The following is a 17426-nucleotide window of genomic DNA, read 5'->3' as shown; positions in this document are numbered from 1 at the left end:
TTGATCTGTTCACTGCCTTATTTCTTATCTGCGAGCCAAGTGGCTACGGAACTGATTTCATCATCCGAAAGCTTTCCTTTGAAGCTAGGCATCGCGCCTTTGCCATTCGTCACAATTGCTACGATCTGTTCCTTGGAAAGCTTGCTGCCTACCTTCTGCAAATTCGGTCCAACAAGCCCCTCCAGATTAGCGCCGTGACAACTTACACAGTTGGCTTTGAAGACAGCTTGAGCATCGACTTTTGTTGTGGTCCCACTGCTGGTTGCTGCTGGTGTTCCCGTAGTCCCCGTGGTTGGGGAAGGCTTGGTTGTGTTGCTCTTCCCACAAGCAGATAGGGAAACGGCAAGCAAAAGAGATAGACATAGAAATGATTTGTTCATCCTTGTAATTCTCCTTTCACATCAATCAGGTTCTGATACTACATTTCCCGACATCGCAATTTTTCATGCAAAGAATGAATAATAAATAAGGCCAATGCTCATCATATCCTCAACAACGCAAAGTTACATATAAATTCCAAAGGAGGAAAGAACAATTGGCTGAAGATCATAAAGGGAAATCGCCAGATCCGTCGCGGCGCAGTTTCTTGAAATATACCGGGACCGCCATTGGCGGGGTCGTTGTGGGAGGTGCTGTCGGAAGCGCCTTATCGGGTAAATTCGGCAACAAACAAGCAGCGCCTTCGCCATCTGCCTCACCACAGGCGCCGCAGCAGGCGGCAGACTACAATCAAGCCCCGATGTTCTTAAATCAAAGCCAACTGCAAATTACGGAAGCGGCTGCTGAGCGGATTTTCCCTAAGGATGATAAGGCGCCGGGAGCGACAGACTTGGGCGTCGCCTTCTACATCGACCATCAGCTGGCGAGTCCCTGGGGAGTGAATTCCCGTGAGTACCGCACAGGTCCTTTTGTCAAAGGGGAAATCACGCAGGGAGACTATCAAAGCATTAAGCGCCATGAGCTGATCACGATGGGGCTGCAGAGTATCGAAGATACCAGCAAGACCAAATACAGCAAATCGTTTGTGGATTTAGCCCCTGAGGAGAAGGATGCGATTCTAACCTCTATGGAAAAAGGCGAAATCATGGTCGTGAACGGCATTACGGGAAAAACCTTTTTTAATCTATTTCGCAGTCTGACGATAGAGGGTGTATATTCGGATCCTCTTTATGGAGGAAATAAGAATATGCAAGGCTGGAAATTGCGCAAATATCCTGGCAACCAGATGGCTTACGCGAACATTATGGACAAGGATCAATTCGTCGCCATGGAACCGCGCAGTTTGCATGACCATTTTGCCCATTAATAAGATCTATATAGTGAGGAAGGGAGAAGCTCATGGCTACAAAAATGCCAAAAGTTCCAGTAGTGATTGTTGGGATGGGCTGGGTCGGCGGAATCATTGCCGCGGAATTGTCCAAACAAGGGGTTAAAGTCGTGGGTTTGGAACGCGGGAAGCCGCGTGGGACTCAAGACTACTATATGGTGCATGACGAGCTTCGTTATGCTCAGCGCTACGATCTTATGCAGGATCTTTCCAAAGAGACGGTCACGTTTCGAAATACTGAGAAAGTCGCGGCAGTGCCCATGCGCGAATATGGTTCCTTCCTGCTCGGGGAGGGATTAGGCGGGGCTAGTATACACTGGAATGGGCAAACGTACCGTTTCCTGCCGTACGATTTCGAGATTTACAGCAAAACGGTTGAACGATACGGGAAGCAGAAAATACCCGAGGGGATGACCATTCAAGATTGGGGCATTACCTATGATCAATTAGAGCCGTATTTTGACAAATTCGAAAAGCTGGCTGGCATCTCCGGTGATGCGGAGCAGAATCCGATGGTGGGTAAGCGTACGAACCCTTTTCCCACGAAACCGATGACCAAAACGCCTGTCTTAAAGTTGTTTGAAGAGGCGACCAAGAAACTGGGGTATCATCCTTACATGATGCCTTCGGCGAATTTATCTGAGCAATATACCAATCCCGATGGGGTAACCAGGGCAGCTTGTCAGTATTGCGGTTATTGCGAGCGTTTCGGCTGTGAATACGGGGCCAAGGCAGATGCTGTGGTCACGGTGCTGCCAGTCGCGCAGAAAACAGGGAATTTCGAGCTGCGCTCCTATTCGAATGTCATTCAAGTGCTGAATGACGGCAAGAAAGCAAGCGGAGTCGTTTATGTGAACACGGTAACAGGTGAACAGTTCGAACAGCCAGCTGATGTGGTCATCATGGCTAGCTATGTATTCAACAATATAAAACTCTTGTTGACTTCCAAATTAGGCAAGCCTTACGATCCGGTTACAGGCAAAGGCGTGATTGGCAAAAATTATTGCTATCAGACCAATGGTGGAGCAGCAGCAGGTTTCTTTGACGATAAAGAATTCAACTTATATGCAGGCGCTGGATCACTGGGCATGGAAATCCCTGATTTCAATGGTGATAATTTCGACCATAGCGACTTGAATTTCATTCATGGCGCAGGCATCCGCATTTCCCAAACGGGGCAGCGGCCAATTGCGACCAACTCAGTTCCCAAAGGGACGCCGTCCTGGGGGAAAGCCTTCAAGGAGCAGTCCCTCAAATATGCGAACAGTGTATTGGCTGTTTCTCCGCAGGGCAGCAGTATGCCTTGGAAGCATCATTATGTGGATTTGGATCCGACATACAAAGATGCTTATGGGTTGCCGCTACCAAGGATCACCTTCGATTTCGAAGAGCAGGACCGGCAAATGATCAAGTTCGTGGCTGGCAAATCCGCAGAAATCATGAAGGAAATGAAGGCGACAACCATTGGATCGTCGGATCAGCTAGGACCTTACAATATCGTGCCGTATCAATCTACACACAATACAGGTGGCGTGATTATGGGCGCGCAGCCTGAAACTTCAGCAGTTAATTCCTATTTGCAAATGTGGGATGCTGAAAATGTGTTCGTTGTCGGTGCGTCAGCTTTCGCTCATAACAGCGGCTATAACCCTACGGGTACGGTTGGTGCGCTTGCCTATCGGGCTGTTGAAGGTATTGCCAAGTATTTGAAACAGGGCGGAATTATTGTGTAGTCGCCAGCAGCGTGAATCACATGGTTTAAAGGGGGGATGGGATGGAACAGGAAGATTGGATCTTACATTTGAGCGAAGTGCGCAAACGACTGATCATTATTCTTGCCTGGTTTGTACTAACGTTTAGCGCGGGCTTGTATGTGTCGCCGAGCATACTCAAGTACATGAAATCGCAGCCTATGGTGGGCGAAATTGCGTGGAACGTTTTTTCATTCACAGACGGGCTGATGATCTATATGAAATGTGCCTTCCTCGTTGCTTTGCTGTTCACGGTTCCGTTGCTGCTCTATCAAGTGTGGGCTTTCGTTAAGCCTGGTCTTACGGAGGTAGAGGCCAAGAGCACCCTTCCTTACATTCCCGTCTCATTCGCTCTGTTCATTATCGGGGTAGCGTTCAGTTATTGGGTGGTATTCCCCATGATGGTTCGCTTCATGATGAGCATGAACCGTAAAGTCGGCGCTGTGGAAACATACGGGATCGACCGTTACTTTTCATTTTTGTTTGAAATTGTGTTCCCCATGGCAATTGCCTTCGAGCTGCCTGTTGTCGTACTGTTTCTCACAAGAATTGGCTTGCTCACCCCGCAGCGATTGAAAATGACGAGAAAATACGCCTACGTAGGACTTGCGATTACAGGTTCTTGTATCTCGCCTCCCGATATGATCTCCCATCTCTCGGTCACGCTGCCGCTCATTTTACTTTTCGAAATTAGCGTGATGGTGGCGGGCTGGCAGTGGCGATCCATGCAGCAAAGTCCGGCAAACAGCTAGAAGCTAATCAGCATAAGAAAAGAGGAAGATACTCATGTTCAACAATATTGGTGTTTCAGGGTTAATCTTGATTCTGGCTATTGCTTTAATCGTCTTCGGCCCTTCCAAGCTGCCGCAGTTGGGACGGGCATTCGGGGATACCCTCCGCGAATTTCGCAACTCGACCCGCAACATCATTGAGGATATCGACCCCGAGCCGCGTATTGAAAGTGAAACGAAGAAACCGTTGTAACTTCGCGAACCAGCGAGGAGGAGCTGCTTTCGAGCAGCTCTTTTTGCGCGTTTTGGAGTGAATGCGGAGTTACTCCAGCTGCCTCGCGCGGATGGGGGAACTACAGTACGCTATTTTAGCCAATAGTGTCAGTATCGGGAGTTCGAATCTTTGCTTTGGAGGTTTTCTGTCCCAAAGGGCATCTTATGAACTGTATGATGCTTATAGACCGGAAAATGGCTACTTTGGAGATGTAATGAACGGAGTTGGCGCTACCCGGCACTTTAATGACCGGATGGTGATCAATTGCTTGGAATAGAGCATCTGGCATTCATTAGATTTTCAAAATGAGCGATTTTGGCCAATTAAAGGGTACTGAGTTCGTTAGGGGTTGTTTCCTACATTTACCAATGAATTTTAGCGAACTAACCAGCTTCCTCTGGAGTCCAATTAAATAAACGCCTAATCGGGCGTTAACAGATAGGAACGAAGGTGCACTTCATGAAAAAAAGATCATTCATTCGCTGGCATACCTGGATGGAGCAACTTGACACTTATGCGGCTGCCACCCTGTTGAAGTGGAAAAAACGTTTGAATCCATTGACGAACAAACTGGGCTTTGGCATCTACTTTTACAAGGATATCACGGTAAATCTGAATCGTTTGAACAAAGATATGCTGGTTATCGCTGCGGACTACGTCAAATTTTCGCATGTCAACACGCGTACGTTTCCCAGCTTTATTTCGGTGGCTGATGGGATCAATGCGACGATGTTCTCCCAAGTGCCGAACCATGTTATTAAACGGATTATCACGTTAGTTACTGCGTTGCCTGGATACAAAGCGCTGCAATCGGCATCCCGTTCGTACGGGTATAAGTGTGAGCTGCATTACAATCAAGGAAAAGCCTTTTTTGGCTCGTTGCAAATTCATTTTCAGAAAATGCAAAACGATGACATGGGGACAGCCTACGGCGCGGTATAATACGGCATCATGTGATAAAATAAACATTACCTTATACAAAGTTAGGAGTGTTGTGTTTATTATGAAACAGAACAAATATGATGATCCTGCATTCTTTGAAAAATATAGTGGAATGCCGCGTTCAATTGATGGGCTCAAAGCTGCTGGGGAATGGCCTGTACTCCGTACGATGCTGCCAGAACTTCGAGACAAGCGGGTTCTCGATCTTGGCTGCGGCTTTGGCTGGCATTGTCAATATGCTCGCGAGCAGAACGCTCGATCCGTGGTTGGGGTAGATTTATCTGAGAGTATGCTGGCCTATGCAAGGGCAACTAATAATGATCCCGCGATCGAATATCGGAGGCTTGCGATTGAAGACATCCAATTTGCGGCTGAGGAATTTGATATTGTGATAAGTTCGCTTGCGCTCCATTATGTGGAGAACATCGAAAGCGTATGCCGCAAGGTGCATCAGTACTTAGCTCCTGGTGGAACATTCGTCCTTTCCGTGGAACATCCGGTATTTACCGCACTTGCTGCACAGGATTGGCATTATGGCGCGAATGGTGAACGGATGCACTGGCCTGTAGACAACTACCAGAGTGAAGGTGTCCGGGAGGCAAGGTTTCTGGATCATGATGTCGTGAAATACCATCGAACGATTGCTACATACATGAATGCTTTGATTGAGGCTGGATTTAGGCTGACAAGGATTGCCGAACCTCAACCAACGCAAGAAGCACTGGAGCAGATTCCCGAAATGAAGGATGAAACCCGTCGTCCCATTTTCCTGTTGATGGCAGCGGTTAAGAAGAATTAGCAAGATGAGGCTCTCTCTCAAGGTTGACAACCTTGCAGAGATGGCCTTTTTTTTATTTCCAACAGGTTAAGATTACATGTTAGGAAATCTTTCGCATCATGATATGAATTTTTGTTCAGTTGCAACCGATAAAGATAGTGGATAGAAGTAGATTATAGACAACTATATGGTTTAAAAGAGGAGCCAACATGATGAAAACACAAGGTGCAAAGCGTCGAAGGTCATTTTCACAAGTCTCATTGAAAGTTAAACTGCCTGTTTGGATCAGCTTGTTAGTCATTCTTGTACTTGCAGCAACGAGCATATGCACGTATATGTTCGGGTCCCAAATTGTGATGAAGAAAAGCAAAGACGAGATCAATACGAATGTAGAACGAATCGGACAATATTTGCAATCCACTGCCGAGTTGGAGGAGCAGAGTCTTTACCTGGTGTCGGTCGAAGGTGAACTGAAGGATTTATTGAAACTAAGAAATCAGAAAACGTTGTCAGATCAAGACTTTTTCGCTCCCAAAAATGAACTGCAAGCCAAGACGAATGCCTTCCTTGCGCAAAGCATAAAAGGTACACAAGGTATCCAGACGATCACACTCGTTGATAATAAAGGCACGACGATTGCCAGCAACAATCCGGGGTCGTTGAAAGCCGATCTTTCGGAACGCGATTATTTCAAAGAAGCTATGCAGGGCAAATTTGCGATCAGTGACGCACTGATCTCCAAGACGACAGGTACGTTGGTCAATGTTTTCGCGCAGCCCGTAAAAGGTGAAGATGGCACAGTTCTTGGCGTGTGTATTCTTACCATTGATACATCGCTATTTGTCAATAAGCTAAAAGGGATTACCATCAACGGAGAAGGAAGGGTATTCGTCGTAAGCCGCCAAGGGACCATTATTTATCACTCGACAGTACCGGATATGATTGGGAAGAAATTAGAATCCGAGCAATATGCGGATGTTCTTAAGCAAAAAGCGTCGGACCAACTTTTGATGGGAAATCTCGATAACGAGGAAACATACATTCGTTATGCGAAGATCCCGAGAGCAGATTGGATGATTGTTGTTGCGGATGACTATAGTGATATTCAAAGACCTTTAGATGATTTGATGACAAAAATCGTTATGATTACGATTGCTGCAGTTGTTATTGCTTTGTTGGCTGGTATCTTGATTTCCAGAAGCATTACGTCTCCGATTACGAAGCTGGTAGTTCTGTTCAAGAAGCTATCCTCCGGGGATTTGACAGTGCGAACGGAAGGCAAATATAATGGCGAATTTGGCGAACTAGCCGATAGCTTTGATACCATGGTAGCAAAAAACAAAGAATTAATCGGTCATATGAACACCTCCATTGAGGTGTTGAATACAAGCACGAGCGAATTGGAACAAACGTCGAAGAAAACGGCGCAATCGATTCATGAAACGTCCGTAACCACGATGGAAATCGCAAGAGCCATGGATTCTCAGTCCAATGAGACGGAAACGATAGTAGGTAAGTTCTATGAATTGGGCGAAAAGATAGAAACGATCGGCAGTAAAACACAATCCGTGAAGGAACGCTCGGAAGCGATTCTTGAAGTTTTTGATACGAACAAGGAAATAATTGAGAATTTGATAGACATAAATCAAAGAAATGAACAGGAAGTCCAAAAAATATCGGCGATTACGGGATTACTGGCTGAAAGCTCGAACCACATTCGCACGATTACCGGGACGATAGGCGATATTGCCAAGCAGACGAACCTATTGGCGCTGAATGCCTCGATTGAAGCGGCAAGAGCAGGCGAGCACGGAAGAGGCTTCGCTGTTGTAGCGGATGAAATTCGCAAATTAGCGGAACAATCCTCCAAGCAGTCCGGAGAAATTAATGAAATTATTCGATTGACGCTTTCACATGTCGATGAGAACAATCAAAGTGTGGGTGAAATTCAGTCTATTGCCTTGAAGCAAGATGAGTTCGTTGGTAAAACGCAACAAGCGTTCACGGTGATTCAGGAACACGTAAAGGATATAACCGAACAAATTCAATCGATGGCAGGCGATGTTACTCATATGGAACAAGATAAAGATGATGTGCTGGAGTCCGCGCAAAGCTTATCTGCTTCCGGTGAAGAAGTTTCCGCATCTGTAGAAGAAGTAACGGCTACGGTACAAGATCAGTCTTCCATGGTTCAAACTCTTGCCGGCATGGTGGCAAGCATCGACAGCTTAACGAAGAATCTCGCTGATTTCTCGGCGCAGTTCAAAGTAAAATAACCCTTGTTGTGTGAAGAAGCTGCCCGGGTTGCAGCTTCTTTTTTTGTTGTTTGTTGGCCTATCCCAACTAATCAAATTATTTTGCGCAACCTAGCGGCTTATTTGCTCCAATTACTGCTGATTGGGACATATAAGCAAAGGAGAGATTGGGTTAGTAGATCCCTCGATATGCCCAATCACTTGCTAGATTAGCCGCATAGATTAGTATAAGACAAACAGAAAGGAGGCCAAATGGAATGACAACTTTCTTAGATTTGAAAACATCGCAGAATGCCAGTTATGCCAACTCGATTGCGATTCCGATTCTGGTTATCAATACGCCTCAGTTGATTGCTCAACAGACGCTTAATTTATCTGGAGGAACAGCCAATCTGACGCGCGTTGAATTCTCGGGCGTTGTCGCCGTGCAGCTGCCGCTACTGCCGTTGGCTACTACCGTATTGGTAAGCGTCGTGCGAGGGCTGACAGCAGAAGGCGTCATTGTATTTTCAGCAGCTCAGAATCTGGAACTGTCTCTGCTAGGTCCGCAACTAATCGCATTCTCCGGTTCCGATTTCAATGCTCCCAATGCGGCTGGTACCGCTTATAGTGTATTTATTCAGACATCTGCAATAGGCACTATTCGCGTGGGTCCTGAGAGCTTTAACTTTATCGGCGTAAGCGATGTCTAACTAGTTATATGAACCTAAAGCATGCTTGATCAATGATTAATCATTGATTGAACATGCTTTTTAGTAGGTTCTGTGAGTTAGTCTAGAGAACATAGACTGGGAATCATCCTTGCTGTATTATCAAATTATCAATCAGCGTAAGCCTTCTATATTGCGATCATTCAGGATCTTTTCCAAGAGGGAGCAGAGGCAGTGATTCTTGGCTGCACAGAAATTGGCTTATTACTATCCGCAAAGGATTGTATCGTTCCTGTATTTGATACGACTAGGATTCACGCTGAATATGCTGTGGATTGTGCTTTGCGGGATGAATCGTGATGGGGCTGCCTCGCGTGGATGTACGGGAACTACAGTGCGCTATTCTAGCAAAAAGTGGCATGATCGCGAGCGAGAGGGAACTACATTCCGCTATTTTGTCTTTTAATAGGAAATTCAGCGTTTTCAGTGGAAATAAGACCCTGTAGTTCCGCTATAACCCTTGCATTCCCGATATTGGCCTAAATAGCGGCCTGTAGTTCCCTCAGTAGGATGGGTCGCGTGGTAAAGGCTCATCGTTCAGGGCGACAAAGCCGTTTATCTCATGGTTGGTGCGAACCGAGTCTAGGGGATGAGATGGGAGATTTGAAAATAATGCTTGCTTAACACGCACTTCCTTGTTGTATAATACAAACAAATGTTCTATTTTTCATCATCTAAGAAGGGAACTCAATATGATCCGTATGAAGAAGAGTATTTTATTCCTGATTGTTGTGCTGCTGGCAGTTGTAACTTCTTATTATTTGTATCATAGTGAGATTCTGCAAGGAGAAGAAAGCGTCCGAGTGACTGTTACATTCCCAAGTGATCGCTATCCGGAAACGGCAGCGCACATTAGGGATGCCATCTCGAATGGCAAATCGTCTGTGTGTACGATAGATCGAGTTCATGCCGAAGAGCACCGCAAACTATCGCTGAAGGGCGTTGCGACCAAGAGCGGGTTCGATCGTGACGAGTGGCCGATGGCGATGTGTTCGGAAGGCGGCAAAGGCGCCGATATCCGGTATGTTTCGCCATCGGACAATCGTGGAGCAGGTTCGTGGTTCTCTAACCAACTGGAGAAATATCCGAATGGAACAAGGGTGGCTGTTCAAGTAAAATAGGCATTTACAGCCTAAACAGGCTATTCCGCGTGTTCAGGCTTATTCGCAAGCCAATCCTCCAAAGTAGCGGCAAGCGCAGGTTTTTTGCGGCTTCTTGCGAGAAAACCTGCACCGTGATTAAGCATAGGATCTTGATCCGTAGGCTGATAACGAAGATCAACGCTCCAGCGAACCTCATTAGACAGGTTCGGAGTGGACATATGCAGGCAGCGATCATTGAAAAGAATTGCGCTTCCTGCAGGTACAGGCAAGGCTACAGTTTCCGTTTTGCCTAGCTGGCTTTCCTTCAAAGCTGTGTAACCTGTTCCTGTATAGGTCTCTTGATGCCATTTGAGCACACGTTTGCGGTGCGTCTTGGGCTTGATATGCAGGCATCCGTTTATCTCATTGGCATCAACAAGCGGGATCCATACTGTAATAACGGGATTAGAATTGGCATCAGGCCAATACGATTTGTCTTGGTGCCAAGGTACGGCTCCGGCTGCTACTTTCGGAACTTTCGGGCGGACGTTGTACACCGGGTTCGAGAATAGCTCACCTCCAATCAAAGATTCAACAGCGTCCAGGATTTTAGGGTTGCTCATGAGTGTGAAGTAGCCAGGAATGCGGTCGCGCCAGCTCCGGCCATATTTCAGGAAGTGATCTGCTGATAAATCTTGGAAAAGCTCGGCCAATCGGTACGGAAAGGGTCGATCCTCCAGCTTGTCAGTAATAAGTCCATCCAGATAAAGCTCATCGGCAATGCTAGAAACCTTCTGGGTCATGGCTTCGCGAGCGGGCGCTAATTCTTCATCCGTCAATAAATGAGGGATAACGAGGTAGCCTTGCTCCTCATAAAACTCCGCTTGCTCCTTGGTTAAACTTCCGCCTTGTAGTTGTTTGTTCAAGCTGCTCAACCTCCAATATTTGTTGTAAGATAGATATATGGTATCATCTCATCGTGCAACTGTATTTGGTCAAGAGTTCATTAATTGATCAATTCTTCCGGTGAAATGAGTGAGAAAGCGAGGCGGAATATGTCCCTTATAACATCAGCTAATCCTTATGTAAGAGTGGCTCACTATTATCGTTTTCCTATCGTTCGAAATCAGGATGAGCGGGTTAGGATCGGTTATTGTTATGCTTTCCATTTCGTTGCCGGGGGCAGAGGAACCATTACGGTCGGAGGTCGAACATACCCAGTAAAAAAAGGGGATTTGATTTATTTTCCGCCTGAAGTCAGACATGCTTTTTACTCCAATGGGAATCATCCCTTATCTACGTATAATTTGTATTGTGAACTCTGGAACTGCAATGTCGCGACAAGTCAGCATCTAGTATGGGACGAAACCGATTTTAATCCTAAGCTGCTCACGCTTGTAAATCCTTGCCCGGAGTTAGAGTCGTTATCCGTCATTACGCCTCTGCAATACCACTCCCTGTTGGGACAAACCCTTATACATGCCGTGACCCAATTCAATAAAAAAGAACCTTATAGCGAATTAATTGTCAATAATCTGGTCAAAGTCTTCCTTTTAGAGTTAGTGCGAGCGGCTTCACGATCCCAGTTCACAGACTATCGAATTCTCCCAATCATCGAGCGAATCGACAAAGAAGCAAGCAGGAGTCGAGGCTATGAAGAATGGATGGCCGAATGCGGACTCCACAAAACGCAATTTCATGAATTGTTCAAGCAAGCAACTGGCATGTCTCCCAAGGCGTACTGGACCAAAGCGATCATGAGACACGTGGAAGCTGCACTTTGGGAGAGCAACCGATCTGTTACCGCCATTGCGGAGGATTTCGGGTATTCTTCGGTTCACCATTTCACGAAACAATTTACGCAATTCCATGGCGTATCGCCCACAGAGTTTCGAAAGCGCGTGCGTAATAGGCAGTAGACCGCCGCATTTAAGTTTGATGTTTACGATAATCGCCAGGCGTAACGCCTGTATGTTTCTTAAATGTGCGGTTGAAATGGCTGATGTGATTATACCCCACACGGAGAGCTATTTCGGTTACGCTAAGATCCGTTCCTCGGAGCAGCTCCATAGATGCCTGAATGCGGATGGCCGATAAAAGTTCGATGAATGATTTGCCCCTCACCAACTTCAGCATATGACTGAAATATGATGCGGCCATTAAGGCTTTGGCCGCCATTCCCTCCAAATGAAGCTCCTCCTGATAGTGGGTCTCCATGTAAGCAATAGCCTCATAGAAAGCTTCCCGATGATGAGCCACAATTTGACGTTCATTCGGACTTTGCATCTGAGAATAGCGTTGGTATTGTCGGCAGGTAATGACGAGCAGCTTGAGCAGCTCGGCTTTGATCGCCAGTTTATAACCCTCTTCCTTCTCTTCCCATTCCACAAGTGTGACTTGCAATAAATTCTCCACCACAGTCTGAGTAGAGGGTGGAAGCGTCATTTTTGGCATCAAATCGGCCTCGGATATAAGAGGACGAATATAGGCGAAATCGACAAAGGTTTGTATTTGGGACATGTCCCGAAAGCTTTCATTGATGGCATGGGGCATGAAATCGACCTGGATCATGACGAAATCCATCGCATTGCGTTCTTCCAAGCGATGCTCCTGAAAGGGGGGGATCGAGAACAGATCCCCTTTGGTCAGCACATATTGCTGACCTGCGGCCCAATGCAGACAACTGCCAGACAACATATAGCACAGTTGTAGATGCTCGTGGGCGTGTAGATGGCGATTCATCGTAAGCGGTCTGCGCACCTCAATTTTAAAAGGAAACTCCTCATCAAGCATCTCCTTGTACGCATAGATCGGATAATCAGGCATGATGTCCTCCGCGGATTGTCGTTTATTTGTATTCTAAGCATTATGGTACACGGATTCGTGGAATAGTTCAAAAAATACATGGAAAAGGGAAAGCGCTGCCTAAATGACCATGCCATAATGTAGAAGCATAGAGGAGAAGAAGCGGAGGGTACAGGATGAGACAACTGGCTTTCAGCACACTGCCTTGCGAGGGGTGGTCCTTGGACAAGATGATTGCCTTAGCACAGACGTGCGGTTTCAATGGTATGGAGTTGCGGGAAGGGCCGTATTGGGGCATTTCGACAGTAATGACGTCTGAGCAGCGAGAAGAGGCCGTTCGGAAATTCGAGAAGGCAGGTATTCGCATCACCAACATCGGCTCTAGTGTCATCTTGACAGGACGCCCTGAAGATGAAGCGCAGTTTGTTGATTTTCAAAACGTATGTTCATTAGCCAGCGATTTGAAGGCTTGTGGGATAAGAATTTTTCTGGGCTACTTTACTAGCCGCAGAGATGAGCCGGGGCCAAACATCGTATACGGCGATATCGTAGCACGGATTCAGCAGGCTTGCGACTATGCAGCCTCCTGCGGTGTTCAGGTATGGATCGAAACGCATAATGAATTTGCCACTGGCCGAGTGCTGCGCAAACTGCTGGATGACGTTAACCGTCCCAATTGCGCTGTCATCTATGATATCATCCATCCTTTGGAAGAGGGAGAATCGCCAGAAGATACGATTGTGCTGCTGGGCTCGGATTGTGTGCATGTACATATCAAAGACGGGATTCCTTACGAAGATCCGATCGAGACCAACTGGAAATATACGAAGGTCGGGGAGGGACAAATCCCGATTCATGAGATTATTGAGCTGCTTGAGAAAGCAGGCTACAGCGGCAGCTATTCCCTCGAGTGGGAAAGCAAATGGCGCAAGGAACTGCAAGTTCCCGGTATGGAGCCGGAAATCATATTTCCCAGCTATACCCGAATGCTAAGCGATATTTTTCAATCTATGGGGAAATGAGGATCACGACATGAAAACTTTAGTTGCCATATCTGACGCTGGATTACGGGAGTTGTTCTGGCAGGAGCACACATTGAGTAAATTGTTGCGTTGTTCAGAGGTTGATTTTGTCCCCATCAATGAAAGATTTGCGATAGAACAGTTGGCTGAGCGAATCAGTGAATATGATGCGTGCATCACCTCATGGGGATCTCCTTATTTTGCGCCGGAGGTGCTTGCGCGGGCAGATAGATTGAAGTTTATCGGCCATGGGGCCGGCAGTGTAGCGGCTATTGTCAATGAGGACGTGTTCGCCACTTCCATTGCTGTGACATCGGCTAATAAAGTACTCGCCCTCTCGACGGCAGAATGTGCCGTATCGCTTATTATGGCCGGAGCCTGGGACATCGCTGGATACAGCCATCGCTTGAAACAGGGGCAGTGGAGCCAGAACAATCGAGAAACGATTCTTGGCGTAACACGAAGAGTTGTGGGACTTGTTGGTTACGGTGAAATCTCCAAGCAGGTCATTCGGATGCTGCAGCCATTCCAAGTGCAGATATTGCTGACCTCTGGCTACTGTACTCAGGAGGAAGCGGCTGCGCTAGGTGTAGAACTTTGCGGTTTAGATGAGCTGTTTGAGCGCAGTGATATTGTTTCCTTGCACACGACATTGACGCCGGGCACGCAAGGAATGGTCGGTGCTGAGCAGCTCAAGCGGCTGCGCGATGGAGCGCTCTTGGTGAATACAGCGCGAGGACCCATCGTAGAGGAGAAGGCTCTCGTGGAAGAGCTGCGCACAGGTCGTATTTTCGCAGCGCTAGATGTTTATGACGAGGAGCCGCTGCCTGCCGATCATGCTTTGCTGACGTTGCAGAACGTTCTTTGCCTGCCGCACATCGGTGGATATCATGGCCTGCTGAAACGCGAACTCTGCGATTTCATCGTTGATGAGCTGCAGCGTTTTGTAAGTGGTGAAGAACTGCTTGGTCAAGTCACCTTGTCTCATTACCGCAGGCTAACGCCCAAATAAATAAAAAGATCACAATGTCACCTTGCCCTTGGGCTCAGTGGCTTGTGATCTTTTTCATGTTCCGCTGCCAAATCTCCCTGTTCTTAGCGTTGAAATCTAACAAAATGATAATAATAGACAACTTGAAGCCATTGCCAATTACACATATTCATAGCTATGATTGTCACAATAGGAGGCGAGTCTACGATGAAGAAACCTAATATTTTGCTAATTACAAGCGATCAGCAGCACTGGAATACGCTCGGAGCTTATAATCATGAAATTGCGACACCGAATTTGGATCGTTTAGTTCGAGAAGGTACGATGTTTAATCGAGCCTATTGTCCGAATCCGACCTGTACGCCAACGCGGGCGTCTATTATTACTGGGATGTATCCAAGTCAGCACGGTGCCTGGACGCTTGGGACCAAGCTGTTGGAGGATCGACATGTGATGACCGAAGATTTCCGTGCGGGTGGTTATCAGTCCGCTTTAATCGGCAAAGCCCATTTTCAGCCGCTGCGTTCTACAGAGGAATATCCTTCCGTTGAATCATATCCGGTTATGCAGGATTTGGAATATTGGCGAAATTATAAAGAGAGATTCTATGGATTCGACCATGTGGAGCTCGCCAGAAATCATACGAACGAAGCTCATGTCGGCCAACATTATGCACTGTGGCTAGAGGAGAAGGGATGTCTGAACTGGCGGGACTATTTCTTGCCTCCAACGGGTACGATGGACCCTTCAACGACGTATAAATGGCCTATTCCGGAAGAGTTTCACTATAATACGTGGATTGCGGAACGTTCAAATGCGATGTTGGAAACGTACAAAGACAAGGAGGAGAGTTTCTTCCTCTGGAGCAGCTTCTTTGATCCTCATCCGGAATATTTGGTGCCAGAGCCGTGGGATACGATGTATGATCCATCCCAATTGACGATTCCTGTGGTGACACCAGGGGAACATGACAAAAATCCACCGCATTTTGGATTAACCCAGGAGGATAATCCTGATTTCTCCTATCTGAAAGAGCCTGAAGGTCATGAGGCTCACGGATATCACTCCCATCTGTACTATGGCTATGGGGACAAGTTTCGTTTAACCGATGAGCATAAGGCGAAGATGGTAGCTGTGTATTACGGCATGATCAGCATGATGGATGCCTATATCTGCAAGATTTTGGATAAGCTCGATGAGCTTGGTTTGACAGAAAATACGATCGTGATTTTTACGACGGACCACGGTCATTTCTTTGGGCAGCACGGTTTGCAGGCCAAAGGCGGTTTTCATTATGAGGATCTTATCAAAATCCCTTTTATAGCACGTTACCCTGGTCATATTCCGCAAGGAAAAGAAAGTTCCGCTATGCAATCGTTAGTTGATTTGGCGCCAACGTTCCTCTCCTTCTGCGATATTCCGATTCCACGGACCATGACTGGCGTAGATCAGCGTGAAGTCTGGCTTGGTCAGAAGGAACAGGCAAGAGACCATGTATTGTGCGAATTCCATCATCAGCCAACGACAATTCATCAGAAAACCTATGTCAATGATAGATTTAAGATCACGATATACTATAATGAAACGTACGGGGAACTTTTTGATTTGGAAAATGATCCTGGAGAAATCAATAATCTTTGGGCGGATCAGGCATTTGCCGATTTGAAATCCGAATTGCTGCTCAAGTATGCATGGGCAGAACTTGGCAAAGAACCAATGCCGATGCCGAGGATATGGGGAGCTTAATGTGACATGCAGGAATTTGGAAATGAGTTTGCCGACTTCTGGTATTCAATTCCCCAAGACATACAAACAGCCGGAGGATGCTGGGTTGTAAGGGCTGGACAGAATATAGCCAAACCCAGCTATCATGTTGGACCTAAAGTTATTGAACAGATCAGCATCCATTGGATTCTTCAAGGAAGCGTGAGGGTTACGAACGGCCATCAAATCGTTATCCTCAGCAGGGGCGATTTGTTTTGTCTGTTCCCAGGTATTTCGTATGTGTATGAAACCATGGAGGCGTCGAACACGCTGCCTCTGCAGATGGCCTGGCTAGCTATGGAAGGGGACCAACTGCCCCTTATGCTTGCCGATTTAGGGCTTTCAACTGCTGTGTTCTGGACCAAAGGGATCGTGAATCCGACTGTCATTGGGGCCATCCACAGCGTGCTTGAACTATTTGAAAAGCAGGAGCATGATCCTTTGAGGGAACAAAGTTTGTTGTTTGATTTATTTTGGAAAATGAAAATAAGCGCGAAGGGTTCGACAAGTGTGGCAGGCACCCATTGGCTCGATCAAGTGAAGGCGTATCTGGATCTGCATTTTACCGAAAATATTCGGATTGAAGATGCAGCCCGCCAGGTGGGCATTCACCGCTCCCATCTTTCCGTCGCTTTCGTTAAGAAGTTCGGTTGTTCGCCGCAGCACTATTTGCAAAAGTTAAGGATGGAGAAGGGCGCTCGCCTGCTGCGGGAATGTGACTGGTCCGTGACGGAGGTTGCCCTATCCTTGGGCTATCCAGAGCTATATGCGTTCACAAGGACATTTACGAAGTATTATGGGGTTTCGCCCAGAGCGTATAAAGGCCAATTGGGGTGAAAAAGAGTTTGTCTGGGGGGCTCCCTGGACAAGCTCTTTTTTGGGAATAATTCGTATCAAGCCGCGATACTAGCAAAATGAATGAGGATCGCGAGTTTGAGGGAGGGAACTACAGTACGCTATAATTCTGAAAACCGCTATATTCCACGCCAGAGGG

Annotated in this window: 17 protein-coding genes and 1 pseudogene; 15 read left to right on the top strand and 3 right to left on the bottom strand. The window is 46.8% G+C overall.

Features of this window, described 5'->3' with window-relative positions:
• Positions 1–17: 17 nt before the first annotated feature.
• Positions 18–380, bottom strand: a complete 363-nt coding sequence (gene cccB / locus IEY34_RS13230) for a cytochrome c551 (RefSeq protein WP_189012238.1) — start codon at positions 378–380, stop codon at positions 18–20.
• Positions 381–535: 155 nt separating this feature from the next.
• Here cccB and IEY34_RS13225 point away from each other — a divergent pair, with 155 nt between their 5' ends.
• The 10 genes and pseudogenes from IEY34_RS13225 (at position 536) to IEY34_RS13180 (ending at position 9889) form a co-directional block, all read left to right on the top strand.
• Positions 536–1306, top strand: a complete 771-nt coding sequence (locus tag IEY34_RS13225; protein WP_189012236.1) for a gluconate 2-dehydrogenase subunit 3 family protein — start codon at positions 536–538, stop codon at positions 1304–1306.
• 32 nt (positions 1307–1338) lie between these two features.
• Complete coding sequence (locus IEY34_RS13220) at positions 1339–3060, top strand: GMC family oxidoreductase (RefSeq protein WP_189012234.1); 1722 nt, start codon at positions 1339–1341, stop codon at positions 3058–3060.
• A 41-nt stretch (positions 3061–3101) separates the two neighbouring features.
• Positions 3102–3830: a twin-arginine translocase subunit TatC gene (tatC, locus tag IEY34_RS13215; protein WP_189012232.1), complete on the top strand. Its 729-nt coding sequence runs from the start codon at positions 3102–3104 to the stop codon at positions 3828–3830.
• A gap of 34 nt (positions 3831–3864) precedes the next feature.
• Entirely contained in the window at positions 3865–4062 is a 198-nt protein-coding gene (tatA, locus tag IEY34_RS13210; protein ID WP_189012230.1) for a twin-arginine translocase TatA/TatE family subunit, read from the top strand.
• A gap of 480 nt (positions 4063–4542) precedes the next feature.
• Positions 4543–5025 (top strand): hypothetical protein, encoded by a 483-nt coding sequence (locus tag IEY34_RS13205; protein ID WP_189012227.1) that lies wholly within the window; start codon positions 4543–4545, stop codon positions 5023–5025.
• 61 nt (positions 5026–5086) lie between these two features.
• The gene (locus IEY34_RS13200; protein WP_189012225.1) at positions 5087–5824 is read left to right on the top strand and encodes a class I SAM-dependent methyltransferase; all 738 of its coding nucleotides are present in this window, start codon (positions 5087–5089) and stop codon (positions 5822–5824) included.
• 188 nt (positions 5825–6012) lie between these two features.
• Positions 6013–8079: a methyl-accepting chemotaxis protein gene (locus IEY34_RS13195; protein WP_229757633.1), complete on the top strand. Its 2067-nt coding sequence runs from the start codon at positions 6013–6015 to the stop codon at positions 8077–8079.
• Positions 8080–8315: 236 nt separating this feature from the next.
• Positions 8316–8750 (top strand): hypothetical protein, encoded by a 435-nt coding sequence (locus tag IEY34_RS13190; protein WP_189012223.1) that lies wholly within the window; start codon positions 8316–8318, stop codon positions 8748–8750.
• Positions 8751–8897: 147 nt separating this feature from the next.
• Positions 8898–9068 (top strand): annotated as a pseudogene (locus tag IEY34_RS13185) (aspartate/glutamate racemase family protein); the annotation flags it as partial.
• Between the two features lie 401 nt (positions 9069–9469).
• The gene (locus IEY34_RS13180; RefSeq protein WP_189012419.1) at positions 9470–9889 is read left to right on the top strand and encodes a NucA/NucB deoxyribonuclease domain-containing protein; all 420 of its coding nucleotides are present in this window, start codon (positions 9470–9472) and stop codon (positions 9887–9889) included.
• A 20-nt stretch (positions 9890–9909) separates the two neighbouring features.
• On the opposite strand, the gene IEY34_RS13175 is transcribed toward IEY34_RS13180, so the two are convergent.
• Entirely contained in the window at positions 9910–10776 is an 867-nt protein-coding gene (locus tag IEY34_RS13175) for a phytanoyl-CoA dioxygenase family protein (protein WP_189012221.1), read from the bottom strand.
• 129 nt (positions 10777–10905) lie between these two features.
• On the opposite strand from IEY34_RS13175, the gene IEY34_RS13170 reads away from it, so the two are divergent.
• Entirely contained in the window at positions 10906–11769 is an 864-nt protein-coding gene (locus IEY34_RS13170) for an AraC family transcriptional regulator (RefSeq protein WP_189012219.1), read from the top strand.
• 10 nt (positions 11770–11779) lie between these two features.
• On the opposite strand, the gene IEY34_RS13165 is transcribed toward IEY34_RS13170, so the two are convergent.
• Positions 11780–12676 carry an AraC family transcriptional regulator gene (locus IEY34_RS13165; protein ID WP_189012218.1) on the bottom strand — a complete coding sequence of 299 codons (897 nt, stop codon included), beginning with the start codon at positions 12674–12676 and terminating at the stop codon, positions 11780–11782.
• Between the two features lie 155 nt (positions 12677–12831).
• Here IEY34_RS13165 and IEY34_RS13160 point away from each other — a divergent pair, with 155 nt between their 5' ends.
• From IEY34_RS13160 to IEY34_RS13145, 4 genes are all read left to right on the top strand, one after another.
• A complete protein-coding gene (locus tag IEY34_RS13160; protein WP_189012217.1) occupies positions 12832–13677 on the top strand; it encodes a sugar phosphate isomerase/epimerase family protein in 846 nt (281 codons plus the stop codon).
• Positions 13678–13687: 10 nt separating this feature from the next.
• Positions 13688–14689, top strand: a complete 1002-nt coding sequence (locus IEY34_RS13155; RefSeq protein WP_189012216.1) for a hydroxyacid dehydrogenase — start codon at positions 13688–13690, stop codon at positions 14687–14689.
• A 186-nt stretch (positions 14690–14875) separates the two neighbouring features.
• Entirely contained in the window at positions 14876–16414 is a 1539-nt protein-coding gene (locus IEY34_RS13150) for a sulfatase family protein (protein ID WP_189012215.1), read from the top strand.
• A 6-nt stretch (positions 16415–16420) separates the two neighbouring features.
• Entirely contained in the window at positions 16421–17269 is an 849-nt protein-coding gene (locus tag IEY34_RS13145; RefSeq protein WP_189012214.1) for an AraC family transcriptional regulator, read from the top strand.
• The last annotated feature ends 157 nt before the right edge of the window (positions 17270–17426 follow it).

The sequence above is a fragment of the Paenibacillus marchantiophytorum genome (assembly GCF_014640555.1).
Taxonomy (GTDB): Bacteria; Bacillota; Bacilli; order Paenibacillales; family NBRC-103111; genus Paenibacillus_E; species Paenibacillus_E marchantiophytorum.
The sequence above is the reverse complement of the archived record's forward strand: the minus strand, read 5'-3'. Positions and strand labels throughout refer to the sequence as shown.

Excerpts from the sequence above, each read along its gene's own strand:
- IEY34_RS13195 (WP_229757633.1), top strand. The coding sequence starts at position 6,013 with ATGATGAAAACACAAGGTGCAAAGCGTCGAAGGTCATTTTCACAAGTC.
- IEY34_RS13150 (WP_189012215.1), top strand. The coding sequence starts at position 14,876 with ATGAAGAAACCTAATATTTTGCTAATTACAAGCGATCAGCAGCACTGG.
- IEY34_RS13170 (WP_189012219.1), top strand. The coding sequence starts at position 10,906 with ATGTCCCTTATAACATCAGCTAATCCTTATGTAAGAGTGGCTCACTAT.
- IEY34_RS13155 (WP_189012216.1), top strand. The coding sequence starts at position 13,688 with ATGAAAACTTTAGTTGCCATATCTGACGCTGGATTACGGGAGTTGTTC.
- IEY34_RS13180 (WP_189012419.1), top strand. The coding sequence starts at position 9,470 with ATGAAGAAGAGTATTTTATTCCTGATTGTTGTGCTGCTGGCAGTTGTA.
- IEY34_RS13205 (WP_189012227.1), top strand. The coding sequence starts at position 4,543 with ATGAAAAAAAGATCATTCATTCGCTGGCATACCTGGATGGAGCAACTT.
- IEY34_RS13190 (WP_189012223.1), top strand. The coding sequence starts at position 8,316 with ATGACAACTTTCTTAGATTTGAAAACATCGCAGAATGCCAGTTATGCC.
- tatC (WP_189012232.1), top strand. The coding sequence starts at position 3,102 with ATGGAACAGGAAGATTGGATCTTACATTTGAGCGAAGTGCGCAAACGA.
- tatA (WP_189012230.1), top strand. The coding sequence starts at position 3,865 with ATGTTCAACAATATTGGTGTTTCAGGGTTAATCTTGATTCTGGCTATT.
- IEY34_RS13160 (WP_189012217.1), top strand. The coding sequence starts at position 12,832 with ATGAGACAACTGGCTTTCAGCACACTGCCTTGCGAGGGGTGGTCCTTG.
- IEY34_RS13200 (WP_189012225.1), top strand. The coding sequence starts at position 5,087 with ATGAAACAGAACAAATATGATGATCCTGCATTCTTTGAAAAATATAGT.
- cccB (WP_189012238.1), bottom strand. The coding sequence starts at position 380 with ATGAACAAATCATTTCTATGTCTATCTCTTTTGCTTGCCGTTTCCCTA.
- IEY34_RS13145 (WP_189012214.1), top strand. The coding sequence starts at position 16,421 with ATGCAGGAATTTGGAAATGAGTTTGCCGACTTCTGGTATTCAATTCCC.
- IEY34_RS13220 (WP_189012234.1), top strand. The coding sequence starts at position 1,339 with ATGGCTACAAAAATGCCAAAAGTTCCAGTAGTGATTGTTGGGATGGGC.
- IEY34_RS13165 (WP_189012218.1), bottom strand. The coding sequence starts at position 12,676 with ATGCCTGATTATCCGATCTATGCGTACAAGGAGATGCTTGATGAGGAG.